19 protein-coding genes are annotated in these 25,292 nt (G+C 41.5%); 5 read left to right on the top strand and 14 right to left on the bottom strand.

Annotated elements, in window-relative coordinates:
- Nucleotides 1-453: 453 nt before the first annotated feature.
- The 3 genes from elbB (at nucleotide 454) to PAT01_RS02195 (ending at nucleotide 4,455) form a co-directional block, all read left to right on the top strand.
- A complete protein-coding gene (elbB, locus tag PAT01_RS02205; protein WP_154944591.1) occupies nucleotides 454-1,101 on the top strand; it encodes an isoprenoid biosynthesis glyoxalase ElbB in 648 nt (215 codons plus the stop codon).
- Between the two features lie 203 nt (nucleotides 1,102-1,304).
- Nucleotides 1,305-1,700 carry a c-type cytochrome gene (locus tag PAT01_RS02200; protein WP_004589305.1) on the top strand — a complete coding sequence of 132 codons (396 nt, stop codon included), beginning with the start codon at nucleotides 1,305-1,307 and terminating at the stop codon, nucleotides 1,698-1,700.
- A 181-nt stretch (nucleotides 1,701-1,881) separates the two neighbouring features.
- Entirely contained in the window at nucleotides 1,882-4,455 is a 2,574-nt protein-coding gene (locus PAT01_RS02195) for a sensor domain-containing diguanylate cyclase (RefSeq protein ID WP_154944589.1), read from the top strand.
- Here the strand turns inward: PAT01_RS02195 and rep are convergent.
- Nucleotides 4,448-6,466 (bottom strand): DNA helicase Rep, encoded by a 2,019-nt coding sequence (gene rep, locus PAT01_RS02190; RefSeq protein ID WP_004589303.1) that lies wholly within the window; start codon nucleotides 6,464-6,466, stop codon nucleotides 4,448-4,450. The two genes, PAT01_RS02195 and rep, sit on opposite strands and share 8 nt — an antisense overlap.
- A 161-nt stretch (nucleotides 6,467-6,627) precedes the next feature.
- On the opposite strand from rep, the gene ubiK reads away from it, so the two are divergent.
- A complete protein-coding gene (ubiK, locus tag PAT01_RS02185) occupies nucleotides 6,628-6,891 on the top strand; it encodes a ubiquinone biosynthesis accessory factor UbiK (protein WP_004589302.1) in 264 nt (87 codons plus the stop codon).
- Nucleotides 6,892-6,971: 80 nt separating this feature from the next.
- Here ubiK and PAT01_RS02180 read toward each other — a convergent pair whose 3' ends face one another.
- The 8 genes from PAT01_RS02180 to ilvG all read right to left on the bottom strand — a co-directional run bounded on the left by PAT01_RS02180 (nucleotide 6,972) and on the right by ilvG (nucleotide 16,127).
- Nucleotides 6,972-7,619, bottom strand: a complete 648-nt coding sequence (locus PAT01_RS02180; protein ID WP_138577675.1) for a Rossmann-fold NAD(P)-binding domain-containing protein — start codon at nucleotides 7,617-7,619, stop codon at nucleotides 6,972-6,974.
- Between the two features lie 8 nt (nucleotides 7,620-7,627).
- The gene (can, locus tag PAT01_RS02175) at nucleotides 7,628-8,287 is read right to left on the bottom strand and encodes a carbonate dehydratase (protein WP_024032154.1); all 660 of its coding nucleotides are present in this window, start codon (nucleotides 8,285-8,287) and stop codon (nucleotides 7,628-7,630) included.
- Between the two features lie 64 nt (nucleotides 8,288-8,351).
- The gene (locus PAT01_RS02170) at nucleotides 8,352-9,527 is read right to left on the bottom strand and encodes a methyltransferase (protein WP_138577673.1); all 1,176 of its coding nucleotides are present in this window, start codon (nucleotides 9,525-9,527) and stop codon (nucleotides 8,352-8,354) included.
- 62 nt (nucleotides 9,528-9,589) lie between these two features.
- Complete coding sequence (locus PAT01_RS02165) at nucleotides 9,590-10,576, bottom strand: ABC transporter substrate-binding protein (RefSeq protein WP_039972499.1); 987 nt, start codon at nucleotides 10,574-10,576, stop codon at nucleotides 9,590-9,592.
- 144 nt (nucleotides 10,577-10,720) lie between these two features.
- Nucleotides 10,721-12,274, bottom strand: coding sequence for a threonine ammonia-lyase, biosynthetic (gene ilvA / locus PAT01_RS02160; protein ID WP_138577671.1), 1,554 nt, complete (start codon nucleotides 12,272-12,274; stop codon nucleotides 10,721-10,723).
- Nucleotides 12,275-12,276: 2 nt separating this feature from the next.
- Nucleotides 12,277-14,133, bottom strand: coding sequence for a dihydroxy-acid dehydratase (gene ilvD / locus PAT01_RS02155; protein ID WP_154944587.1), 1,857 nt, complete (start codon nucleotides 14,131-14,133; stop codon nucleotides 12,277-12,279).
- 105 nt (nucleotides 14,134-14,238) lie between these two features.
- Nucleotides 14,239-14,481, bottom strand: coding sequence for an acetolactate synthase 2 small subunit (gene ilvM / locus PAT01_RS02150; RefSeq protein ID WP_004589295.1), 243 nt, complete (start codon nucleotides 14,479-14,481; stop codon nucleotides 14,239-14,241).
- On the bottom strand, nucleotides 14,478-16,127 hold the full coding sequence (ilvG, locus tag PAT01_RS02145; protein ID WP_004589294.1) for an acetolactate synthase 2 catalytic subunit: 1,650 nt from the start codon (nucleotides 16,125-16,127) through the stop codon (nucleotides 14,478-14,480). Before ilvG ends, ilvM begins: the two co-directional genes overlap by 4 nt.
- Before the next feature lie 866 nt (nucleotides 16,128-16,993).
- Here ilvG and PAT01_RS02140 point away from each other — a divergent pair.
- Nucleotides 16,994-17,872 (top strand): TraB/GumN family protein, encoded by an 879-nt coding sequence (locus PAT01_RS02140; RefSeq protein ID WP_004589293.1) that lies wholly within the window; start codon nucleotides 16,994-16,996, stop codon nucleotides 17,870-17,872.
- A 36-nt stretch (nucleotides 17,873-17,908) separates the two neighbouring features.
- On the opposite strand, the gene PAT01_RS02135 is transcribed toward PAT01_RS02140, so the two are convergent.
- From PAT01_RS02135 to PAT01_RS02115, 5 genes are all read right to left on the bottom strand, one after another.
- A complete protein-coding gene (locus PAT01_RS02135; protein WP_154944585.1) occupies nucleotides 17,909-19,321 on the bottom strand; it encodes an ATP-binding cassette domain-containing protein in 1,413 nt (470 codons plus the stop codon).
- Nucleotides 19,322-19,398: 77 nt separating this feature from the next.
- On the bottom strand, nucleotides 19,399-21,123 hold the full coding sequence (locus tag PAT01_RS02130) for a response regulator (protein ID WP_154944583.1): 1,725 nt from the start codon (nucleotides 21,121-21,123) through the stop codon (nucleotides 19,399-19,401).
- Nucleotides 21,124-21,281: 158 nt separating this feature from the next.
- Nucleotides 21,282-23,615, bottom strand: a complete 2,334-nt coding sequence (locus PAT01_RS02125; RefSeq protein ID WP_154944581.1) for a fatty acid cis/trans isomerase — start codon at nucleotides 23,613-23,615, stop codon at nucleotides 21,282-21,284.
- Complete coding sequence (locus PAT01_RS02120; RefSeq protein ID WP_029774302.1) at nucleotides 23,612-23,977, bottom strand: hypothetical protein; 366 nt, start codon at nucleotides 23,975-23,977, stop codon at nucleotides 23,612-23,614. The genes PAT01_RS02125 and PAT01_RS02120 overlap by 4 nt, the downstream gene beginning before the upstream one ends.
- Before the next feature lie 118 nt (nucleotides 23,978-24,095).
- Complete coding sequence (locus PAT01_RS02115) at nucleotides 24,096-24,893, bottom strand: VOC family protein (RefSeq protein ID WP_154944579.1); 798 nt, start codon at nucleotides 24,891-24,893, stop codon at nucleotides 24,096-24,098.
- Between the last annotated feature and the right edge of the window lie 399 nt (nucleotides 24,894-25,292).

Below are 25,292 nucleotides of genomic sequence, written 5' to 3'. Positions count from 1 at the left end.
CAGTGAATTACGCTTAGTAGCCATAATTATTGCGGAGCAACCTGTGGATAACTTTGTAGATAACAGCCACAAGCTATTCCTCCAATGCATAATAAAATGCTTAGAAAAATAAATAACTGCTTGTTTTGTTTAAAAAAGATAATACGAGGTTCTTTTTTTATTATTTTAAAACCAATGTGGAAAAAGGTTTTCTAACTGATACATCCGCTGTTAGTCACTTTAGTTATTTGTATCCATTTAAATAACCGGAGGAGTATTCTAGCATAATGGATCAAAGATCATAGCGATCCTTTATAATTTTTTTTACGAGCGCACTGGCAAAAATGGCATAAACCGCAATACAACTTGCACTGCGAATACTTTTTAAACTAAAAAATTATTTTAGTGTGTGTTTTGGCCCGTGTTAAACTTCATCCAAACGACTTATTTAAAATACTTGAGGAGCACAAAAGCATGAAAAAGATAGCTGTAATATTAGCCGGCTGTGGTGTGTACGATGGCAATGAAATAAACGAAGCAGTATTAACACTGCTGCACATAGCTAAAAACGGTGCTGCATATCAATGTTTTGCTCCTGATATAGAACAACTTCACACTATTAATCACCTCACCGGTGAAGAAATGCCAAGCAACCGTAATGTACTCACTGAGGCAGCACGCATTGCCCGTGGTGATATAAAATCATTAAGCGAATTAAAGGCATCTGAATTTGATGCGTTAATAGTACCAGGGGGATTTGGCGCCGCTAAAAACTTATGTGATTTTGCCGTTAAAGGCGCTGATGCGCAGATAAACGACCTAGTATTAGAGGCCTGTAAACAATTTGCTAATGCACAAAAAGCCGCTGGCTACATGTGTATTGCGCCGGCTTTAATTCCGTTTATATATCCCAATGCTACTTTAACCATAGGTAATGATGAACAGACCGCAAGCGCTTTAACCCAGCTAGGCTCTACACACGCAGCCTGTGCGGTTGATGATATTGTGATTGATGAGGACAATAAACTCGTTACCACCCCTGCTTATATGCTGGCGCAGTCTATTTTAGATGCCGATGCGGGGATCGAAAAACTGGTTAAAAACGTACTAGCATTAGCTTAAATAGTGATTTACTAAGCCACCGATTATAAATGTTTGTTAACTGAAACATGCAATTTTATTGCGTTAACGCAAAAATTAGTCAGTTTTATTGATAAAAACACCAGTGGGCGTTTTATAAATTGTTACACAAAGGTATAATCGGTTTAATTTCCGTCATCTATAATCGTGATTGATCACGTTCAAATCGAAGTGAGCAAGGCAAAATGAAAAAACTATCAGCTGCAGCATTATTAGTGCTAGCAACCACCGCATACGCACAGCCATATGATAACTCTATGACTGAAGATGCGATTAAAAAACGTTTAGCACCAGTTGGCGCTGTTTATCTTGAAGGCGAGAAAGCTGCTGCAGCCGCAGCTCCTACTGGCCCTCGCTCTGGTGAGCAAGTGTACCAAGGCGCATGTTTTGCCTGTCACGGTACTGGCGCACTAGGTGCACCTAAATCAGCTGATGACTGGGCACCGCGTATCGCTAAAGGTAAAGATGTACTGCTTGATCACGCTATCAACGGTTTTAATGCGATGCCGCCAAAAGGAACATGTATGGATTGTTCTGATGATGAGATTAGCGCAGCTATTGATTTCATGACATCTAAATAATTTAATTAAACCCCTGATAAATAGGGTGATTAATTTAAAAAGGCCTATTTTTATAATAGGCCTTTTTTATTTCTAAAATAATCTTTTTAGTTGCTATTTTAGGGCATTAGTTACTTGACGGTCGCAACTAAAAGTGAAATTATACGTTTAATAAACATACAATAATAAAATAATATGATTCATGTCATCGGAAGATAAGCCCGCGGCACCGAGTAAACTAGCGCACCAAAATAAACGTCTTAAAGCGCTATTAGAAAAGTATAAGCAATCTCACCACTTACAAAATGCCCTGATCCAGCTATCAGAGCAAGCAAGCTCTGTTGCCGAATTAACCTTACTTTACCCCGCTATCCATGACATTTTACAAGCATACCTACCTAGTAAAAGCTTTTACGTGGTGCTTGCTAATCAATATACTCATGCCTTGGAACTTTCTTATTTTTGCGATGAAAAAGATGGTATATCAGTCGCCCTCAATCAAGATAATAGTTTTGAAGAAGGCGCTACAGGCTACGTTTATAAGCTTGGCAAAACCACCTGCTTTACCAAACAAGAGATGCAAAGCGCTGCACAAAACGGCTTGTTTAAAGCACTAGGCTCACCTGCTGAGTACTGGGTTGGTGTTCCTATCTATCAAGAGCAAAACATTATTGGCGTACTTGCTGCGCAAAGTTACGATAAACACCAAGATTACAGCAGCCAGCAAGTGCACTTACTCGAGGTAATGTCTTTATACTTAGCCACAGCCATAGAGCGAGTTAAAAAAAGAGAGCTGCTCGAATCTGAAGTGAAAATTCGTACCCGTGCGCTCACGCAAAGTAATGATGCGCTAAACCTAGAAATTGAACAACGAAAACGCGCACTACAACGCCAACAAATTCTGTTTAAAATATCGGAGTTGGCAACGCAAGCGCAAAACTTAGATGATGCCTATGTAAAAATTCATCAAATAATAAAAACCATTACATACGCAGAAAACTTATACATTGCACTTTATAACAAAGAGACTGGTTGGATTAGCTTCCCGTACTGTGTGGATGAATTTAAAGACAACACCGAGCCGAGGCCGTTTGCAAAAGGTTATAGTGAACTGGTTATTAGCAGCGAGCAGACCCAACTTATACACCCTAGTAGAGCCAAAGAGCTATTAGAAAGTGGTGATGTACAACGAAATAAGCCAGTACCAGAGGAGCAAATGGCCACCAGCTGGCTAGGGGCACCGCTTAAAACATCGCAAGGAGTTATCGGCTTAATTGCATGCCAAGCGTATAATAACAATCATATTTTTAGCAAAGACGACTGCGAGCTTATTACGTTTGTATCACACCAAATTGCCACGGTTTTACAAACAAAATTAGCCACTCAAGCACTTAAATCTAGCCACCAAGAGTTAGAGTATCGAGTTAACGAAAAAACAAAAGAGCTGCAGCAAGCTAACCTACATTTACAAATGCAAATTGATGAGCGTAAAAAAGTAGAGCAACAGCTTTATCATGATGCGCATCACGACTCATTAACGGGCCTGCCTAACCGCAGCTTGTTTTTAACCCAGCTAGAAAAAACACTGCAGCATTACCATCGTTTTCCTGATCATCACTTTGCTGTTTTATTTATTGATTTAGATAAGTTTAAAGATATAAACGATCAACTAGGTCACCATGCCGGCGATCAATTTTTAATAAGTGTGGCTGATTTATTTTCGCATTGTATTCGCGAACACGATTTACTCGCTCGCCTTGGTGGTGATGAATTTGTAATTTTGCTTACCCACTTAACAGAGCTACAACAAGCAGAAGATGTAGCTGATCGCATTATTAATATAATGAAAAAGCCATTTTGCAGTAAAGGTACCTGCATTCAAAGTGGTGCAAGTATTGGTATAACGTACTCAAATTCAAGTTATCAGCATACCGATGAAATTATTCGCGATGCCGATGCTGCTATGTATTATGCTAAAAATGCGGGGCGCGACCGCTATGAGCTGTTCCACCCGTTATTAACACAAACACTAACAAGCGCAGAATCTCCAGCACAGCACCATCTTGATTCACTTCCGATGAGTTTTAGAAGTGCAGATATTATAAACCTTGATGAACAACAGCAATCAGAGTCACTGTTTGAAGCCTTTGGTGAACACCCTGTATTAGGCTATACCAGTTTTGAAGTACTGAAAAAGTTTGCAACCGATAAAGAGCAGCACCTCCAAGTTGAATTAGAACTATTACAACACGCCTATTCCCATGCCTTAGCGGCAAATGTAGCCATGGTATTATTGCCATGCTCAGGGTTACTGTTAGAAGCGCTTGAATTCAATTTATTTACTGAGGTATTAAGTAAGCTGCAAGGGCAAAGCCAACTGTGTTTATTGTTTGACGACCAAGAAATACGTTACGCCTGTGCAACTCAGCTAGAAAACCTTAAAAAGCTCTCGCAGCTTGGCTACAGCATTGGCTTAAATAACTTTGCAAAAGACCGCTGTGAGCTAAATGCACTGACCGACATTACCTTCGATTATGTACTACTTAGCTCAACCTTTAGTAAACGCGTACTGCAACAAGAAAGCTTTAACTTGCAATTACAAGGTGTACTGGCAATCACTCAGCTAAAAGGCATAAAAGTTATTGCCAAAGGCCCTTCTATACTCAACTTTAGAGCCTTGCTAGATAAATACGGACTAAACTTATTTGTTGCTAAGCAGCAAGGCTTATCGGAGCCAGTAGCGGCTAATAACAACGCCGCACAGTCTATTAACTAGGTTTTTTCAGCATCGCCCTTAAGTTAGCGACCCGTGCTTGGCCTTTTTCCATGCGCTCAGCTTGCGAGCTTGGGGCTTTTTTGTTTTCAAACGCTAGGTCATCTTGCGGTAACTCTTGCACAAAGCGACTTAGCTCTGTTTGTGAGGTTTCGCCAAACTGACGACGTATTTTTGCATACGTTAGTGTCAGCTCTTGCTGGGCCCGTGTGATCCCTACGTATGCTAAACGGCGCTCTTCATCTACGTTTTCTTCGTCAATACTTACTTGGTGTGGCAATAACCCCTCTTCCATCCCAACCATAAATACGTACGGGTATTCTAAGCCTTTAGATGCATGCAAAGTAAGTAACTGTACCGCATCAGACTCATCTTCTTCCTCGTTACGCTCTAGCATATCGCGAAGCGTTAATTTGCTGACCACTTCAGGTAAGGTCATCGGTTCGTTATCGGCATCTCCGGTGAGCATATCGGTGATCCAACGATACAGCTCAGAGACGTTTTTCATGCGCATTTCTGCCGCTTTGGCACTTGGCGATGACTCATATAAATACGCTTCGTAGTTAATATTACGTACCAAGTCTTTTACCGCTTCGAGTGTATCGCTTCGCACTGCATTATCTGAAAGCTCAACAACCCAACGTGCAAACCCCGAAAGCGCATTTAAGCCACGCCCTTTAAGGCGGTAGCCTAGGTCGTTATCAAAACAGGTGGCAAATAAGCTTTGGTGTTTTTCGTTTGCAAGTGTGCCTAGCTTTTCAAGTGTAACGGTGCCTATTTCACGGCGCGGCGTATTAACTATGCGTAAAAAGGCGTTATCGTCGTCTTGGTTAACCAACAAGCGTAAATACGCCATAATATCTTTAATTTCTGAGCGCGAAAAAAACGACATTCCGCCACTAATTTTATAGGGAATGCGGTTACTCATTAATGATTTTTCAAAACCGCGTGCCTGGTGATTACCACGATACAAAATAGCGTAATCTTTATAGCTGGTGCGCTTCATAAATTTATGAGAAATTATTTCAGCAACAACTCGCTCGCACTCATGCTCTTCATCCCTACAGCCAATCACTTTAATCGGCTCACCGTAACCAAGCTCACTAAATAGCTTTTTTTCGATATCGTGCGGGTTATTGGCAATTAAAATATTTGCAGCTTTTAGAATGCGCTGGGCACTACGGTAGTTTTGCTCAAGCTTTATGAGCCTAAGCCCGGGGTAATCTTTACTTAACAGTACCAAGTTTTGGGGGCGGGCTCCGCGCCATGAATAAATAGATTGGTCATCATCCCCTACCACAGTAAAACGCGCTCGCTCGCCTACTAATAACTTAACAAGCTGGTACTGGCTGGTATTGGTATCTTGATATTCATCCACCAGCAAATACCTAAATCGTTGCTGCCAACGCTCTCGTGAGGTGGCATTACTACTCAGTAATAAGGTGGGGATCATTATTAAATCGTCAAAATCCAGTGCGTTATATGCTCGCAGCTGGTTTTGATAACGCGCGTAAAGCTGCGCAAATAACGCCTTTTGCGCATCACGTGCTTCGCGTATGGCTTGCTCTGGTAAAATTAATTCATTTTTCCAGCTGCCTATTTGCATTTTCAATAGATTAAGTAGGTCTTTGTCTTTTTTAAGCTCGTCTTCGGTTAAATCACCTAACAGCTGGTTAGTATCTTGGTCATCAAACAGTGAAAAACCTTCTTTAAAGCCAAGCGTTTTGAGCTCTTTTTTAATTATTTCAAGCCCTAGGGTATGAAAGGTTGATACCCACAGCCCTTTCGCTTCTTGCTTATTAAGCGTTTGTAATACACGCTCGCGCATCTCTTTGGCCGCTTTATTCGTAAACGTTACCGCAGCAATATTACGTGCTTTGTACTCGCACTTTTGCACCAAATAAGCAATTTTGTTAGTGATTACGCGCGTTTTACCTGAGCCTGCACCCGCGAGTACTAAACACGGACCACTAATATATTTTACTGCTTCATCTTGTTTTGGATTGAGTTTCATAACGACCATGGAGTTTTAAAAGGCAGCTAATTTTACCGTAACCACAGATACAGGCATAGCCATTAGATTAATTAATTCCATTGTGGTGATCATGTATTAAATACCTTAGGTATAAGGTAATATTAGTCATTATCATTTTAGGGCAACAGCAAGGGACGATTATGATCAATCCAGCAAAACTTGAAGAAATTGCTAAGCAAATCACCAACAACATGCCGCAAGGTGTAAAAAACCTAGCAGATACACTGGAAGGTAAAACCAAACAAGTTTTACAAAATAAGCTGGCTGAAATGGACTTTGTTAGCCGCGAAGAATTTGATGTGCAAAGCCAAGTACTTATTCGTACTCGTGAAAAACTCACAGAGCTTGAAGCAAAAGTTGTGTTACTAGAGCAACAACTAAATGCTAAAAATAACGCCGAGTAGCACGTATTTACGTATGTATACTCAGCCACAAAAAAAGCAGCCAAGGCTGCTTTTTTGCTTTTAGTTTTAACATTTACCCACTATGTATTAAAAAGTGCCTCTAATACATAGTATTGCAGTGGTTGTTGCTGCGCCAAACTTACAGCGCACATTTTTAGCGCCACTTGCTTACCCCTAATGGGTTTATAACGTTTTAAAAAAGGAAGTTGAGTAATAACAGGTAACACAAATGCGCCTATTTGCTCAGCTATTCGCGTATCGTTTCGCTCACCTATTAATAAAGACGGCTGGAATATACTTACTTTTGCAAAGCCCAGCGTTTTTATGTGCTGCTCAAGCTCGCCTTTCATTTTTAAGTAAGGGCTGATGCTGTGTGCATTAGCGCCGCTTGATGACACCAAGCAATAATGACTCACTGCATTGTTAGCCGCCATTTGCGCCGCAATAAACTGATAATCAAAATCAACTTTACGCTGCGCCGCGGTTGAGCCAGCCTGCTTTTTAGTAGTGCCCAAACACGAAAAAAACACATCCCCTTTAAATAACGCGCAGTAGTTGGTTAAACAATCAAAATCAATAACCTGATTAGTGAGCTTAGTATGTTCAACGTCCAGCTTACGGCGAGTTATAGCAATCACATGGCCAAACGCAGGGCTTTGCAGTAAAAGCGTTAATAGCTCACTCCCCACAACCCCTGTTGCCCCTATGATTATCGCCGTTTTAGTCATTGTTTAAATTACTCGCAACCGGCTTTAGCGAGTACATGTGCAACGGCTTTTTTATACACATCGCCTTCTTCATCAGCGCAGGTTACAACCGATGATAAGTCGTGCAAGTGGCCGTTCTCTAATCCATATACCCAACCATGAATTGTGAGCTCTTGCCCTTTATCCCATGCATCTTGAACTATGTTTGTTCTGCACACGTTGCGTACTTGCTCAATAACGTTTAGCTCTATTAAGCGGCTTAAACGCTGTTGCTCATCCATTGCATTAAGCTGCTCTAAGTGTTTTTCTTTTACATCGCCAACATGGCGTAACCAATTATCAATAAAACCAAATTTGGCGTTATTTAATACCGCTTGTACACCGCCACAGCCATAGTGGCCAACCACCATAATATGTTTTACTTTAAGCACCTCTACCGCGTATTGCATTACCGATAAACAGTTATGGTCAGTATGTACCACCACATTAGCTACATTACGGTGTACAAATAATTCACCCGGCAGTAAATCAACAATTTGGTTGGCAGGAACACGGGAGTCTGAGCAGCCAATCCACAAGTACTCTGGGTTTTGTTGCATTGATAATATTTTAAAAAACTCAGGGTTGGCTTCGGTTGTACGTGCAGCCCAACGTTTGTTGTTTTCGAATAAATTTTTTAGCTTTCTCATTGCATCTCTTATTTAGGACGGGATAGAAATTACACCCCAGAAAAGACAAATAATGAGCGCCTTTTTAGTTGGTGTTTGCAAGAATTAAAATATTGCGAGGAGTTAATTGTTTCTCACAAAAGGTGGTAACTGAAACGTGATAACCTTGCTGTTGCAAATATAAAGCACGATCGAGCACAAGCCAAACTTCTATTGCTCTTCTAAACACATGTCGAACCAGTTCGATTCGCTCTGTTACTTTTTTACGCGCCTTACCAATTAATAAAAACTTATCGTAATCAGTATCTTGAGGGATACTTATAGACTTTTTATCCCCCGCCCAAGCGCAAAACTGTGCAAACGTATCAGAGAACACGGCTTTGTTAACTGAAGGCACACTCACGTAATAATGTTCATGAGTGAGTGACTTTCGAAGTGCGTCAAACCCTAAGCGCCATTCCACCTCAGTTTTTCGTATTTTAGCTACACGTGAAGGGGCTGTAACTGTTTCTTGCAGCGCCAATTTTAAATCGCGGTGCGTTAAATTAAGCTTACTAGCAAGGGCAAGCTCACTCATTGCCTGATAACGACTATCGGTAAATAAGTGATAACAGCACGGCGAAAAACTAATACGTTTTACCCTAGCGGCGCTGGCGTGTTGCATAAATGTTTGGTGCAGTGCGCCACATGCATGCAGTGCCACCGCATGTGTGTCGGTATTAAAAAAATGGCGAGTTTCATCTTCAAGTACATTAGCTTGGCTAAATTTCATCGCTAAACCTTGCTTGCGTGCACTGTGCTCTCCTTGCTCGCAAAGGTGCCCTTGTAGCTCAACACTGTGTACGCTTTGCGCGCCGTTATAAGCAAGCATTCGGCCTAAATGCCCTTTACCTGCGCACCATTCAAGTACAGGCTGTGTATTACTCGTTAATGCTGAAACAAAGTCTTGCAGTTGCTCAAACTTACGCCCTTTAATACCGTTACTTATCCAAAACGGGTATTCACTACGTTGCTGCTGGCTTTTTGGTAAATTACACAGCTCAGGTAGCTGCTCTACCCCGGCGATAAATGGGCTAAAAAATTGATAAAGCTGTTGCTGATCGTTATCAAGCCTTGCGACATCTGCATCTGATAAGTTATTTAACGCCGCTTGTAGCTCAGGCCACGGTAATTCATCAAAATCAAATGCTGTACATTGCCAATATTCGCGGGTATTCATTAGCACTGCATCGAGTGCTGCAAACTGCTCAGCTAGGTTCATAACAACTTAAAATAGTAAAAAGACGTTTAATTATACCAGTTGCGCAGAGCAGCATTAAGCGGTTATTTTTTTCCAAGTATTAAACGCAAATAAAGGGGGATCGAAATAATACTCACAATAAAGGCGGCTATTAGCATCCACGACAGTTGTAATCGCTCTGGCTCTTGGTATTTATAAACAAACCCAGCTTTGTGCTCGTCAAATTGCGTTTGCTTAATACCATAATAATCTGCAATTAAGCGCCACTTGGCCATCGACATATTCCCTAAATGGGTCGTAGGCGGCATTATGTAGTCTTTCAATACTTCGGCTTCATAGGCTAGCTGATGAAAACTTTTGTTTGGCGCATACACTTGCTGAGTAATTGCAATGGCTTCATCCATATTCATCATCGCATAGCGCCAACCTTTTAAGCTCGCTTGGTAAAACTTTTCGACCGTTTGCGGGTGCTTTTTAAGCATTGATTCGCTGGTAAATAACACATCACCATACACATCCATGCCATAGCGCTGTGGGCATATAAGGCGGTGCGATACCCCTTGCTGAGTCATAAAGTAAGGCTGAGTGGTGACATACACTTGCATTGCATCAAGTTTGTTTTCTTGCCACGCTTGTAGCGCAGGCTCATCGCCTTCGTATACTTCTAAGGTAGCAATATCAATACCGCTGCGTTTAAGCATAACTAGCAGCTCGGTACTGTCTTTTTTACTCACTTCGGTAATACGTTTAGCGGTAAAATCGCGAGGATGAAAAATATCAGAGCTGTCTTTTACCATCCAACAGTACGGGGAAAACTGTAAAATAGCCGCCATTGCTACAAACGGTTGGCCGTTTACTCTTTGTTGTAAAATACCCGAATGCGCTACGCCAAACTGGGCTTCTCCACTTGCTACAGGCGTGAAAGTGTCAGGCATTTTAGGATTGGCTTCGCGTATGGTTACATCAAGTCCGGCGTCTTTGTAGTAGCCTTTTTGCTGAGCCATGTAATAGCCGGCGAACTGAAACTGGTGGGTCCATTTTAGTTGTAAAGTGACTGATTCTTGAGCCATTAGTTGGCTGCAAAAAAGCAAAATTACAAATATTAATCCTTTAATAAGCAACTGGGTGTTCCAAATAGTAGTCATTAGCTGTAACTATATTTAAAACACACGATAAAGCAAGCATGCAAACGTGCATACTTGCTTATAAAAACCCTAAGCTGAGGCTAAATTGTCAACGTTTGGGCTTTGTGGCTGAGAGGTTAAAAACTGCGTAAAACACGGGTTATGTGTTTCATCTTGTACACTGTAACCTAAGCGATTTAAGTGCTCGTTAAACATATCAAATTGGCTTGGCTCAATAGCAAAGCCCGCCAGTACATTTCCGATAGACCCCCCATGATTGCGATAATGAAATAAAGTAATATTCCAATTGCTACCTAGGGTATCTAAAAAGCGCGCAAGGGCTCCTGGGTATTCCGGAAATTCAAACCGTAATAACCTTTCGTGTAACTGCTCCGGTGCTTTACCCCCTACCATATAACGTACGTGTAATTTAGCGAGTTCGTTATCTGATAAATCGTAAAATTGGTAGTCGTTGTTAGTTAGGTCTTGTTTTAGCTCGTTGAGTTCTTGCTCACCCTGGCGCAGGGCAATACCTACAAATATTTGCGCTTCACCTGGTCCTGCATAACGGTAGTTAAACTCAGTAATAGCCCGACCACCTAAAGAGGTGCAAAACTGCTTAAAGCTGCCTTTTTCTTCTTTAATGGTCACCGCAAGTAGCGCTTCGTTTTTTTCACCTAGCGCAGTACGCTCAGCCACATAACGTAAGCGATCAAAGTTTAAGTTAGCACCCGAAAGCACCGCTGCTAAATGCAGCCCTTTTAAGCCCGATTGCTGGCTCCACTTTTTAAGCCCTGCGGTTGCAAGTGCACCTGAGGGCTCTGAAATCGCGCGAGTAGAGACAAAAATATCTTGCATGGCGGCACAAATTTCATCGCCACTGACAGTTACAACTTCATCGCAAAATTTTTGCGCTAAGCGAAATGTTTCGCTGCCAATAACTTTAACCGCTACGCCATCGGCAAAACTGCCAACACGGTCAAGCTCAACAGGCTCGCCCGCTTTAAGCGCGGCTTGTAAACATGCACTTTCGTCAGCTTCTACGCCAATGACTTTTATATCAGGGCGTAATGATTTGATATAAACCGCCATACCAGCAAGTAAGCCACCACCGCCAACAGGGATAAATACCGCATCAAGCTCGTTGAGTTGCTGCATAAGCTCGCGAGCCACTGTGCCTTGCCCCACAATTACGTCAGGGTCATCAAAAGGCGGTACAAATACGCCATTGCGTTGCTCTGTTAGTTCAAGTGCATGTGCTTTTGCAGCATCAAAATGATGGCCATGTAAAACCACTTCACCGCCCAGCGCACGTACCGCACTTACTTTTATTTCAGGCGTGGTAACTGGCATAACAATAGTGGCTTTATGGCCAAGATGTGAAGCACTAAGCGCCACACCTTGTGCATGGTTACCCGCAGATGCCGTAATAACAACAGACCCTTTTGGTAACTTGTTTAATTTATTATAAGCACCGCGTAACTTAAACGAATACACGGGCTGTTGATCTTCACGCTTTAACCAAACATGGTTGCCTAATTTATCACTGAGGTCGCGCATTTCGCTGACCTCAGTTACTTTAGCTAGCGGTTCCATATTGGCCTGAATAATAGCGCGAAAATAATCGAGCTCTTGAGAAACCATAATTAGCTAAGCTCCTCCAGTTTGGCTAAATCACGTACTGCGCCCTTATCGGCACTGGTTGCAAGTAATGCATACGCTTTTAATGCCGACGATACATAGCGGTCACGATCAAGCGGCTTATACGCTTGCTTACCACGCGCTAATTGCTTTTGTTTACGTGCTTCTAGCTCTTCATCACTTAATGCAAGGGTGATTTCACGTGTTGCGATATCAATGATAATTTTGTCGCCATTTTCAACATACGCAATAGCACCGCCACTTGCCGCCTCTGGCGATATGTGGCCAATTGATAAACCAGAAGTGCCGCCCGAGAAACGACCATCGGTGATCAAGGCACATTTTTCAGCAAGGCCTTTTGATTTTAAGTAGCTCGTTGGGTAAAGCATTTCTTGCATACCTGGGCCGCCTTTAGGGCCTTCGTAGCGAATAACCACAACATCACCGGCTTTTACTTCGTCGTTTAAAATGCCTTCTACTGAATCATCTTGTGATTCGTACACCACGGCAGTGCCTTCAAAATGCAGCATTTCGTCAACTACACCTGCACTTTTAACAATACAGCCATCAACCGCTAAGTTACCTGAAAGCACAGCTAAGCCACCATCTTGTCTAAAGGCATGCTCAACACTACGGATACAACCATGCTTTCGGTCGTTATCGCCTTCATCCCAACGGCACTCTTGGCTCATTGCTTTTGTAGTACGAATACCGGCAGGGCCTGCACGGTAAAACTTTTGTGCTGCTTCGTTTGTAGGGTCAGTCGCATCCCACTTTTTAACAAGCTCACCCATCGTCATACCCGCTACGTGGTTTACCGATAAATCAACTAAACCTGCTTTACCTAGCTCACGTACAATTGCCATCATGCCACCAGCGCGATGCACATCTTCTATGTGGTACTCAGGTGTAGCTGGGGCCACTTTACATAAAAATGGTGTTTTGCGAGATAGCTCATCAATGTGCGACATATCAAAATCTACACCGGCTTCTTGTGCCGCTGCTAATAAATGCAATACAGTATTAGATGAACCACCCATAGCAATATCAACCACCATAGAGTTCATAAAGGCTGTTTTGTTTGCAATTGCACGCGGTAACACGTCGTGGTTGTCTTTTTGGTAGTACTCGCGACACAAGTCAACAATGCGAGCGCCGGCTTCTACATACAGTTGCTTACGATCTTTATGAGTTGCAAGCGTTGTGCCGTTACCCGGTAGTGCAAGGCCAATAGCCTCTAATAAACAGTTCATTGAGTTGGCAGTAAACATACCCGAACACGAGCCACAGGTAGGACACGCAGAGCGCTCTACTTGCTCTGAATCAGCATCACTTACTGTTTCATCAGCGCCTTTTACCATGGCATCAACTAAATCTAGTTTAATATCGATGTTAGCAAGTTTGGTTTTACCCGCTTCCATTGGCCCGCCCGATACAAAAATAACCGGTATATTTAAACGTAGCGCTGCAAGCATCATCCCTGGGGTGATTTTGTCACAGTTAGAAATACAGATCATCGCATCAGCGCAGTGGCCGTTAACCATGTACTCAACAGAGTCTGCAATTAAGTCGCGAGAAGGCAGTGAGTAAAGCATACCACCGTGGCCCATTGCGATACCGTCATCAATTGCGATGGTGTTAAATTCTTTTGGAACGCCGCCCGCTTGCGTGATTGTTTCCGCCATTAGCTCACTAAGCTGATTAAGGTGTACATGCCCTGGTACAAATTGCGTAAACGAGTTAACTACAGCAATAATAGGTTTACCAAAGTCGGTGTCGGTCATGCCTGTTGCGCGCCATAATGCACGTGCGCCTGCGCGTTTACGTCCTTCAGTTGTTGTTGCACTTCTTAATTTAGCCATAGTTACCTCTGTTTTGCCGCTGTGTAAGCGGGCATTCCTCATTCTAAAAATTGTTGAGTTACTGATGGTTATATTCAGTAACGCGTAAATGTGTTTCGTTAGCAGTTACACTGCTTGTTGCTGTAAATTTTCTAAGCTGATTTCTTTCACGTCTACCAACTTATTTAGCTGGCTGGTTAATAGATGAATAGGCTTATCGCTATCAACCGTCATTGCTATCGTATATTGAGCTTCATCTGTATTAAGCTGAAAATGCGTAAGGTCAAAACCACGGTGACGCACAACACGTAAAAAGCGCTCCACCGCAATACTTTGGTTTTTCAATGCAATAGTTAAGCTGTGTTTCATTGTGCTTTCTCCGTAATCATTTCGTCATTTGCAGCCCCTGGTGGTACAAGCGGCCATACGTTTTCTTTATCATCTATACAGGCATGTAAAATATACGGCCCTTCGCTGTTTACCAGTGCAGTGATTGCATCGTCTACTTCGTTGGCTTTAGTAATAGTTTGCCCAGGAATACCAAATACCGCCGCTAACTGAACAAAATCAGGGTTATCTGAAAGATTGGTTTCAGAGTAACGCCCTTCAAAAAACAGTTCCTGCCATTGACGAACCATACCTAAGCGTTGGTTATCTAATATTAGTATTTTTACTGGTAAATTGTTACGACGTATAGTGGCAAGCTCTTGAATGTTCATCATGATTGAGCCATCACCCGACACCGTTATTACAAAATCATCTGGGCGTGCTACCTGTGCGCCAATAGCCGCTGGTAAACCAAAGCCCATAGTGCCTGCGCCACCACTACTTAAGTGATTACTTGGGTGGTTAAATTTCATATGTTGCGCCACCCACATTTGGTGCTGGCCTACATCGCAGCACACCACGCCTGTTTTTGGCATACGCTGGCTTAACTGGTTCAATAAATACGGGGCAAATACTTTTTCGCCTGGGTAGTCGTAACGCCATGCGTGTTTTTCGCTCATGAGCTTATTTGTATCGCACCATGCTTTAGGTGTTACAACACACTCAAGTGCGGGTAATGAGGTTTTTAGATCAGCAATTAAGGACGCTTTAGCAGGTTTGCGTTTACCTACTTCGGCCGCGTCAATGTCTAAGTGAATTACTTTTGCTTTGGCTGCAAATTTGGCTAAGTTGCCCGTTACGCGGTCATCAAAGCGCGCGCCTATACATACAAGTACATCACACTCTTGTACTGCTATGTTAGCCGCTTGTGTGCCGTGCATGCCTAACATTCCTAAGTAGTGCTCGTAATCTGGTAACACACTGCCTAGCGCTTTTAATGTTGATACCGCTGGCATTTGTGTTTTGTTTAAAAACTGCATTAACTCATTTTGCGCATCGGCGGCTTGTACGCCACCACCTACATACGCTACTGGCTGCTTTGCTTCAGTTAATAACTGGTTTGCAATGGCTACTTGGTTTAAATCAAGTTGTGGTAAATATTCATCAGCAGCTAACCAAGGTTTAAAAGGTACTTGCGCCATTTGAATATCTTTTGGAATATCTACAAGCACAGGGCCTGGGCGACCACTTTGAGCTAAGTGCATGGCTTCTTGTAATATTTCAGCTAAGTCTTCTGGGCGCTCTACCATGTAGCTATGTTTAGTACACGACAGTGACATACCTAGTACATCGACTTCTTGAAATGCATCTGAGCCAATAGCGGCAGTCGGTACTTGGCCTGTAATTGCTAATAATGGCACTGAGTCCATCATTGCATCGGCAAGAGCTGTTATTAAGTTAGTAGCGCCAGGGCCTGAGGTAGCAAAACAAACGCCTAATTTGCCTGTGCTGCGAGCATAACCCACTGCGGCAAAGCCAGCACCTTGCTCGTGGCGAGTAAGGTAATGCTTTACAGGCGCGCCATACAGCGCATCGTAAATGGGCATAATAGCTCCGCCAGGGTAGCCAAATACTTCATTTACGCCGTGCTTGGCTAATAAATCGATTGTTAGTTCTGCGCCTGTCATTAATTAATCCTCATTCCTCAGTGACAACCCAATTACCTACTTACTTAAAAAACTTATAGCTAATACCAATCCGCAATAATACTTAATTATTTTTAGGGGGCTAAAAGTGTCGCTATCTGCGTTAAAAAATTCTCATTTAGAACAACTAAATAGCGAATTTTTTGCCTAGCTATCAACACGTTTATCTATCCTCAAAATAGATCACTTAATTAAGCGAATTGGTATAAAATCTTTAAAACTTTGTGCTTAAAACTAAAAAGCCCTCCGAACGGTTAGGTGCGGAGGGCTTTTTAATGCTTAAGTTTATAGCACTACGAAGCCCTCGCGGGAATAATCACCACGATAATAATCAGGACTAGGTTAAGTGCATTTGTAAGCATGTAATTAATACCAAAATGTGTTCATTTGTTACGAAGTAATACTCTTCGCTCTGTATATGTATTTGTACCGCGCTGAGGCGAGTAAGTCAACACCAAACTTAATTCAACAAAAGAGCAAAAAGCGACTTTAAACGGATTTTAAATTCACAATAAAAGGCTTAAATGAAAAATTTATACCTTAATTTGCAGCAAGTAAATTCACTAGCCCCATAATAGCCATATAGGGCTTGATTAATTTTTGATACATTGTAGTACAAATAACAGCGCAGCACGGTAAATAACTTAAAACTTTGCTAATTAGGCAGGTTTACTCCGCAAGCCCTATTACGCACCACTCAATTACACTCACCCTATTTAAATAAGGTGCCCTAGTGCAACTAAACTCATAAGCGCATTTAAAAGTGTTGAATATAACCAAATAGGTTTATTAAAGCGCTTTAATTTAAGCTAGTATTTAGGCAACTCAATTAGATTTAAGGACAAGCCATGCAAGCCCTCTCTCGAATTAGTCAGTTCTTTATACTGGCACTTTTTATAGCAACTAGTTTTAATAGTGTCGCAGCGCCGGCATTATTTAAAGTAGAAAAAAACGGTACTAGCTCTTACTTGTTTGGCACGGTTCACGTAGGCGATGCCAGCATGAAAGGCTTACCAGAAAAAGTAACTAAGGCTATAGATCAAAGCGAGCAAGTTGTTGTTGAAGTAGATATTAGTAAACTCACGCCTTTGCAAATGCAGCAGCGTTCAATGCCCTTTATGATGCTTAAAGATGGCAAAACATTACAAACAGAACTCTCAAAACAAAACTACAATAAGCTTAAAGATTACTTTGCTAAAAAATCGATTGATATAGCTATGTTTAATGGCCTCAAACCTTGGGCTGTAATGGTAACCATGATGCAAATTGAATTTCAAAATGCAGGGTTTTCTGACCAAACAGGTATAGACAAGCAAGTACTTGCTTACGCTAAAAAGCAAAATATCACGATTGGAGAGTTAGAAACGCTAGAGCAGCAACTGCAAATGTTTGATGGCATGGCTTTGCTTAGTAATGAAATGATTGAAGAAACGTTTGAACAGCTTGCCGATATTAATACTTATTTTATTAAGTTAGTAAACGCCTGGAAAAATGGTGATATGGATACGCTGACTGAATACTACAACATGAGTTTTGACGAGAGTAACTACGGTGAAATAAGCGAGCAAGTTATGCTAGTTAACCGTAATAATAAATGGGTGGAGCAATTAGTGCCTCGCTTAACTAACGAAAAACTATTTATTGCTGTAGGCGCGCTGCACTTACCAGAGCAACACGGTTTAATTAAACAGTTAACTGATGCAGGCTTTACCATTACTCGCCTATAACGTGGCGTTAAAGGTTGGGCATATTCAGCCCAGCCTTTAATTAAAATCTTCCATTTTTAAGTAATGCTCAATCCCTTTAATTTTGTCTGCCGCATGGTGATTTACATAAATAACGGTGCTGGTATTTGCGGCACAAATTTTCTCTATTAATATTAGTACTCGCTGTCTATTTGCTTCATCAAGCCCCAAACAAGGTTCATCTAAAATAAGTAACGTGGGGTGTTTTACCATAGCACGCACTATTAATAGCATACGCTGATCGCCGTATGAAAGTTGCGTAAATGAGCTATTTTGTTTATCGCTTAACCCAATCAGCGCTAACCATTGCTTAGCTGTATTTACCTGTGACTCTGTTGGCTTTTGATATAAACCAATGCTGTCGTAAAATCCAGAAATAACCGTATTCAATGCCGATATACTTACTCGATAATCCATATGCAGTGCATTTGATATATAGCCAATATGTTGTTTTATATCCCAAATACTTTCACCACTTCCGCGTTTAAAACCAAATACCTGAATATCATTGCTGTAGCATTGAGGGTTATCGCCAGTGATTAAATTTAATAAGCAGGTTTTACCTGAGCCATTTTTACCACTCAATTGCCAGTGTTGATGTTTATTAATTTGCCAATTGAGATTTTTAAATACATCAACCCCAGCGTAGCTAACCTTTGTATTACTAAGCTTAACCAATGTATCGGCGGTATACTCTGCACGGCCTTGGGAGTCATCCGGTTGAGGTATTTCTAAAGCGGTATGGGTTAAATGCAGTAGTTTAAGCAAGTCAGCACGCTGCTCTGCGTTTGGATTATTAAGTACATGCTGCAACTGCCCCTGATTTACATAAGCGTAATGAGTAATAAACGGTGGGATTTCATCAAGCCTATTTAACACAAACACAAAGTTAATTGTTGAGCTAAGTGTTTCTAATAAAGTGTTTAGCACCTCAGACGAATGTTTATCTAAGCCATCATATGGCTCATCTAGTACCACTAAATCAGCATGACTACTTAGCGCATTTATAAGTAGGAGTTTACGGGTTTCGCCGGTAGAGAGATCTCTAAAATGCCTCTCTAAAAGGGCGCTGTAATTAAAGGCATCTATTAGTTTTGTACGTAGCTCATGATTGTAGCTACTATTTTGAGGGAAGATAAAATCTTTTACTAAGCTGTGATGTTCATGCTCAATTTCGTTTTTGATTAACTGCTTTTGCACATCAGATGACACAAGCTGCGTGCTATTAAAGGTACTTTTAAAAGTACCACTTTGCTGCTTAGCTTCACCCGTTAATGCGGCGCTCAATGCCGATTTACCTGCGCCATTAGCGCCTAATAATAGCCAGTGCTCACCAGCATTCACTTGCCAACTTAAGTCATTAATTGTGAAACGGCTTTTACCTTGCCCTTTTAAATAACCACTAAATTGTTCAAATACAATACTTTGCACAATACTGCCTTCACCATAAGCTAAATAAACAACTTAACGTATAGTAAATTGCTTTAGCAAGCGTATTTAATTGCGTATTAATTTATTTCATTAGCTATGCACACATTTACTAATGCATCAGCCACTGCCTGCTTACTTATGGGTTTATGAATATGCTCACTCGCGCCATATTCATAAATCAAGTCCATGTCTTCGGCTGAAGTATTTGCTGTAACAACGATTATGGGCATGGTTTTATTTAGCTCTTTGCGTATTTTTTTAGTCGCTTCAAAGCCATCCATGACCGGCATGTTTAAATCCATAAACACCACGTCATAGTCAGCCTTACCTACCTTTTCGCAGGCTTCTAGGCCATTTACAACGCATTCATAGTCCACACCTAACGTTGCCAAAATACGTGTGAGTAACAAGGTGTTTAATTCATTGTCTTCAACCACAAGGCAAAAAAGCTTTTTTTCGACTTCTCTTTCTGTTTGCTGGTTAGTAATTTCAATCGGCAAGTTAAGCGTAACATGAGCGCCACTCGCTGCGTTGTTTTTAAATGAAAGCGAACCATGCAGCGCTTTAACAACATACTGCGCCCGTGTTAATCCCGTTCTTAGGCCTTGAAAGTGGTTAGTTTGTTTAAATGAGTCAAACTCCAGTTCTGTTATTTCGCTAGAAAAACCACACCCACTATCATTAACTGTTAATTGTAATTGCGAGTTTTGCATGTTTGCAGCAACTTCAACCTCGCCCTTGTCGGTAAACTTTATTGCATTGCTAATTAGCTCGGTTAATACATGCTGTAAGCGCTGATGATCTAACTTACAAAAACAATTAAGAGACTCATCAAAATGAGTGATTAATGTTAACCCTTTTTGCTGCGCTGCATACTCATACGCCAATACCACTTTGTTTATGGATTCTAAAAGGTTTTCGTTTTTAAGAATTGGCGCCCACTTTCCTGTGCTTAGTGCTTGTAGGTCTTGTAGCTCATCAAGCATAGATAGAAGTCTAAGGGCGCAGTAGCTTGCTTGCGTTTTAATATTTTTCTGCTCGGCATTGATGGTTAGCTCATCAATCGACGTAATTAATCCCTGTAACGGTGTTCTAAATTCGTGGCTTGCTCTGGCAATAAAGTGCTCTTTGTTTTGGCTCATTTGCGCTACAAAGTCCTTTTGTTTTTGAAGAGCTGTTAAGGTGCGTTCCACCTCTTTTTCCATCGGCATAAACACAAATCTTAGCTCAACGAGCAATAACACCATGGCGACTAACCAGCACAGCAATTCTAAATTAGACACGCGGTTAACTTTTTTTACTGCGTGTTGCTCAAATAAAGTAACCGCGCGGTCAAGCTTAGCTAGCAGGTTTTCTACATGTGCTACGTTGAGCACCTGTGTGTCTACCTCGCCTTTTTGATACAGCAGCCAGCTAGCTTGGGCAATAAATTCATTCACTTCGCTATCTAGATTAGCTGGCTCAGCAAAGTATAACTTTACTAACTCTGGCGTTAAATAACGGTAACTACTACCTTGCTTGGTAAGTAATACCTCATGAGCTGTTTTAAATTGTGCGAGAGAGTGTTCGAGGGAATTGGTATGGGTAGCAACATCGATTCGTGATGAAAGAAGTGCATTGCTATGCCAAGCAATTTTTTGCGAGAGCATGCGCTGCTTACCTGCCATATTAATAATTTTGGCATCGTACTTTTGTACAGAAAAGCCATACTGCAGCAATAATGCTGAGCCACTTATTAACAGAGCAATAGCAATAAGCGCCCATCGGTAACGCTGTCTTACATTGGCAATAATTTTAAACATACAAGGCCGCTTTTTTATTTTAAGTGTAGCCTATATATAGAAAACTCAACATCAGCTTTAGTAATTATATAAATAAAAAGCCCAGTAACATGACTGGGCTAAATGTATTAAGTGTGAGGCAAAAAGGGCAATACTTGCGACACTTTTGTAATTACCAGTTAGCGATTTTCTAATCGGTTGTAGTCAAACATACCAAATTCAACGCCGCGATACTCTTTAGCTAATTGGTGCATTATGTCGCTGTATTTCCAAAATTCTGGATGTGAGCGACGAATACCAAATTTTACTTTTAATGCAGCATAATCTGCTTCAATTTGCATCATAGGTAATAGCTGTGCAAACTCACCCACTTCATTTTGATCATTTAAATACCAAATAGCCGCAGGGTAATCGCCAATAAAACCTGGCACTAGGGTGGCGGTATCTTCATCATAAGCGCGCTGCCCATCTTCATTTAATAAGCTGGAAATATTGTAATGCGCGTTGTGATGAATAAGCGTGTAAGCTTTATGTGAAGCATCGTCTTGCTTAACCAAAATATACGATAACTGCGGTAATAAATTTATAGCCTTAGCTGGCATATTGTTCAGTGCATTTAATGGCGTGGGTACTTTTGTGTAGTCGTAGTGCTCACTCAGTACTGGCGCTAAAGTTTGCTTAACTAACCCATACAGCTCGTGTTGTGGGTCATCCGTTTTATATTCAATACCGCTAGGTTGGCTAAACTCTCGATTGTTTTTAAAAAACTTAGATAAGCTTGGCGGAGACTTTCTATACCAGCTTTTTTTAATTTGATGGCGCTTCGCTTCAGGTAATAAAGCCAAAAAGTTTTGCTCACCCTCTAAACGTAAAAAGTCCATGTATAGGCGGGTCACTAATTGGTGGCCGATATTTCCGTATACATCAAAGCCTGCAACAAGTAAGTAATGAATACGCTCAAATAGCGCATAATCTAACACCCACATAGTTTTAGGCTCTTGACCAATAAAGCCTTTCACTACCGTAGCACTATCAAAGTGGCGAAATATTGTAAGCGCGGCATTTTTGTTATGGCCTTCACCTTTCCACAATAGGTCGGTGGTTAAATGCTCTCCGTTTTTAAACATCTCGTTAGCCAGCTCAACTTTGGCTTGTAAGTACTTTTTCTCACGCACTGAGTATTTAACCCAGCTAGAGATAGGCAATGCATTGCTTTCTTCTGCTGCAGGTAATTCAAGGGCTTCTTCGTGCTGAAGTAACATATCTTCCACTGCTGGAGTCGCGACTTTTTCAGGGTCTGCAAAGGCAACCCAAAAATGATCGTTAATCACATTAAGTGCAATTTGGCCGCGGCATACAGGGCCCTTAATAAAGCCCATAATAATTAGCTCAGCTTCATCAAGCATAAATTGATACTTAGAATTAATAGGAATTACTTCAAACGTTTTAAAAGGATTAGATGCCGCCTCGCTCTTATAACTTGGCATTTTAGTAACCGTATAATCGGGAGCTATAAATTGCTCATAAATACGTGCAAGCTTTGCATCATCAAGCTTTAACGGTAAATGTGTTTTTGATAAAACAGTTGAGCGGTCCTGTAGTAAACGGTAATACACACGGCTTACTTTAGGGTCATCGTATGGTCGGCGCGTATTAATTAACTTAATTTCTTCGCCTGGCGGCGTACTTGAACGAACCAGTTTAAAAAAGCTCTGTGGTTTATCAGAACCAAAATAAATATGGGCTAAAAACCAATGCTCGTAAATATAACGTGCGGCTAATTGGTATTTTAAGCTGTCTTGATTTAAAAACGCTTCCCAGTTTTGAACGTTTGTTAGCTCGGCTTTGGTGGGCGGTTTAATATGCGCCATTTTTCCACCGTCTTTAAGCCACTTTTGTAAATGATAAAATTCCTGGCTAGACACGCCCGGCAAACCGTAAGGCATACCGCCATGAGGCTGCTCTGCAGCTAAACGATCGAATTCTCCCATAGTGGCGCACGTTTGAGAGCGGCTAAGTGAAAAGTCAAATTCGTCATCAAGAATTTCATTCTCTGGTAAGGGTGCACTTTGCTTAAGCACTAATGAATTAAATAACACCCCACCGGCAAGGTTTGCTTCTGGGTTTTGGTCACGTTCGTTAAGTACTGGAGTAAAGCCCTTTTTACGCCATTGCTCAGTGCTGGTTGCATCAAATAATAACCGGCTTGGTGTAGTGGCTAATAGCCGTGTACCATCATAAACAAGCTCTTTGCTTAGCCCTCTATCTATCCCTTCAGGGGAAGAAAGCTTTAGCTGACATGGCGCATCATAACAGCCATGGCATACTACACAGCGTGTATCTAGCACAGGTTTTACTTCTTGCAAAAACTCGGCACCAGCACCTGTATCATGCGGCACTATACGCTGCTGCGTTTGTTCATCACCAAATAAGTCGTTGTAGTGAGCATTGCCTAAATAAGCACACCCGCTGAGGATAATAAGGACGAATGTACTGATCAGAATTTTTTTCATTCTTCATCCTCATCACCCAGGTCGAAGGTTGGCATCATATCCATTTGTGGAGAGACAAAAGTCTGGTTGTCGTGGGTATTTAACACCACACTTAACAGTGGGCCGTGGGTCAGCGTTATTTGTGCATCGTGCTCTTGGTTTAATAACGCATTAAATTCGCTGCTATGCGGCGCAAGCTCATACTCTTTTAAACTAATAGCGATACTGCTATCAGGTGCTGGGTTTTGGCATATCTGCGTCAGTAGCTCATCATCAAGAGCAAATGAAATGTCTAAATCGGGCTTTTCTACATCTCGCTCACTAAGCGACTCATTTAAAATAAATAACGGTAAGGTTAATTTACTATCTTGTTCAAATTCCATTGTACTCTCTTGCTGACTGACGGTGTAATTACCCGCCATTATAGCAAAAAAGCACATAATTACTGCGCCTAAATAACCACACTAAAGTCTAAAATTTAGCCTTAAGCGCCGTTAATGACTAAGCTTTAATATCATCCATTGCCGATTCGATAATAGAAAATACAGCCCCTTGAGGGTCGCAAATGACACTAAAACGCCCTACATCAGGGATATCTGTGGCAGGTACACATACTTGCCCTCCAAGAGTCGCCGCTTTTTTTACATAGCTATCGCAGTTATCCACGGCGAAGTAAATCATCCAATGGGGAGGTACGTCTTGTGGCCATTCATCAGTCATTTGTAGCATGCCTGCTACCGGCTTACCTGCGACTAAAAACAAGGTGTAATCCATACCTTCCATAGGTTTTGTTTCACTTTTCCACCCCAGTAGTTCACAGTAAAAATGACGGCTTGTTTCACTATCGCGCGTTGCCATTTCATGCCAATAAGGCGTGTTGAGCTCAAAAGGACGCTTACATCCTATATGCTCTTTACCTTGCCACAACGCCACCGTGGCACCCGCGGGGTCTTTAAGCATTAACATACGCCCTGCATCCATAACATTATGAGGGCCTGCTATAATTTGCGCACCGAGCTCTTGCGCCTTAATTGCACATGCATCAACATCATCTACGGCAATATAGGTAAGCCAGTAGCTAGGCGTAGAGGCCACTTGCTCTTTAGGCATTTGATACATGGCAGCAATATCGTCACCTTGCTTTTGTAGCATAGTGTAATACTCATCATCGCCAATGGGCTGATCGTCATTTCCCCACTCAAACAACGAGGTATAAAAAGCTTTCCCGTCTTGCCAATTATGAGTACACAGTTCAGCCCAGCAAAATATACCTTTCGGATAGTTATTTTTATTATTCATCGCCCATTTCCTGTTGTAAATTTAAGCCATTTTTAGCTTAGGCTAATACCCTGTAAGTGTCGATAGTTATTCACTGAATAAGCCCCCTTACACACCAGTGACCACTTGTACTCGGGCTTTGTAAAGCCAACCCAAACAACATTATTTACATTAACGCCAAGCAGCTAAAAGCTGATAGCTAAAAACTAATCACTTTTCTTCAGGCAATAAAAAAGGCCACCGAAGTGACCTCTTTTTAGTATTCATTAGCTAGGCTAATTATTACTCATTGAACGTTGCTACATAGCACCTACGCCTAAAGGTAATAGCGCCACCTTCACATGACGTAAATTTCAGGCATTAAAAAACCCGAGGCTAAGCTCGGGTTTTTATAGTATTAATTAACTTAAACGTTAACTA

This window comes from Pseudoalteromonas atlantica (assembly GCA_007988745.1).
GTDB classification, from domain to species: Bacteria; Pseudomonadota; Gammaproteobacteria; order Enterobacterales; family Alteromonadaceae; genus Pseudoalteromonas; species Pseudoalteromonas atlantica.
Note: the sequence above shows the minus strand (reverse complement) of the source record. Positions and strands in the feature narration are given on the sequence as shown.

Coding starts and splice junctions, on each gene's coding strand:
- elbB (WP_154944591.1), top strand. CDS start 454: ATGAAAAAGATAGCTGTAATATTAGCCGGCTGTGGTGTGTACGATGGC.
- PAT01_RS02200 (WP_004589305.1), top strand. CDS start 1,305: ATGAAAAAACTATCAGCTGCAGCATTATTAGTGCTAGCAACCACCGCA.
- PAT01_RS02195 (WP_154944589.1), top strand. CDS start 1,882: ATGTCATCGGAAGATAAGCCCGCGGCACCGAGTAAACTAGCGCACCAA.
- rep (WP_004589303.1), bottom strand. CDS start 6,466: ATGAAACTCAATCCAAAACAAGATGAAGCAGTAAAATATATTAGTGGT.
- ubiK (WP_004589302.1), top strand. CDS start 6,628: ATGATCAATCCAGCAAAACTTGAAGAAATTGCTAAGCAAATCACCAAC.
- PAT01_RS02180 (WP_138577675.1), bottom strand. CDS start 7,619: ATGACTAAAACGGCGATAATCATAGGGGCAACAGGGGTTGTGGGGAGT.
- can (WP_024032154.1), bottom strand. CDS start 8,287: ATGAGAAAGCTAAAAAATTTATTCGAAAACAACAAACGTTGGGCTGCA.
- PAT01_RS02170 (WP_138577673.1), bottom strand. CDS start 9,527: ATGAACCTAGCTGAGCAGTTTGCAGCACTCGATGCAGTGCTAATGAAT.
- PAT01_RS02165 (WP_039972499.1), bottom strand. CDS start 10,576: ATGGCTCAAGAATCAGTCACTTTACAACTAAAATGGACCCACCAGTTT.
- ilvA (WP_138577671.1), bottom strand. CDS start 12,274: ATGGTTTCTCAAGAGCTCGATTATTTTCGCGCTATTATTCAGGCCAAT.
- ilvD (WP_154944587.1), bottom strand. CDS start 14,133: ATGGCTAAATTAAGAAGTGCAACAACAACTGAAGGACGTAAACGCGCA.
- ilvM (WP_004589295.1), bottom strand. CDS start 14,481: ATGAAACACAGCTTAACTATTGCATTGAAAAACCAAAGTATTGCGGTG.
- ilvG (WP_004589294.1), bottom strand. CDS start 16,127: ATGACAGGCGCAGAACTAACAATCGATTTATTAGCCAAGCACGGCGTA.
- PAT01_RS02140 (WP_004589293.1), top strand. CDS start 16,994: ATGCAAGCCCTCTCTCGAATTAGTCAGTTCTTTATACTGGCACTTTTT.
- PAT01_RS02130 (WP_154944583.1), bottom strand. CDS start 21,123: ATGTTTAAAATTATTGCCAATGTAAGACAGCGTTACCGATGGGCGCTT.
- PAT01_RS02125 (WP_154944581.1), bottom strand. CDS start 23,615: ATGAAAAAAATTCTGATCAGTACATTCGTCCTTATTATCCTCAGCGGG.
- PAT01_RS02120 (WP_029774302.1), bottom strand. CDS start 23,977: ATGGAATTTGAACAAGATAGTAAATTAACCTTACCGTTATTTATTTTA.
- PAT01_RS02115 (WP_154944579.1), bottom strand. CDS start 24,893: ATGAATAATAAAAATAACTATCCGAAAGGTATATTTTGCTGGGCTGAA.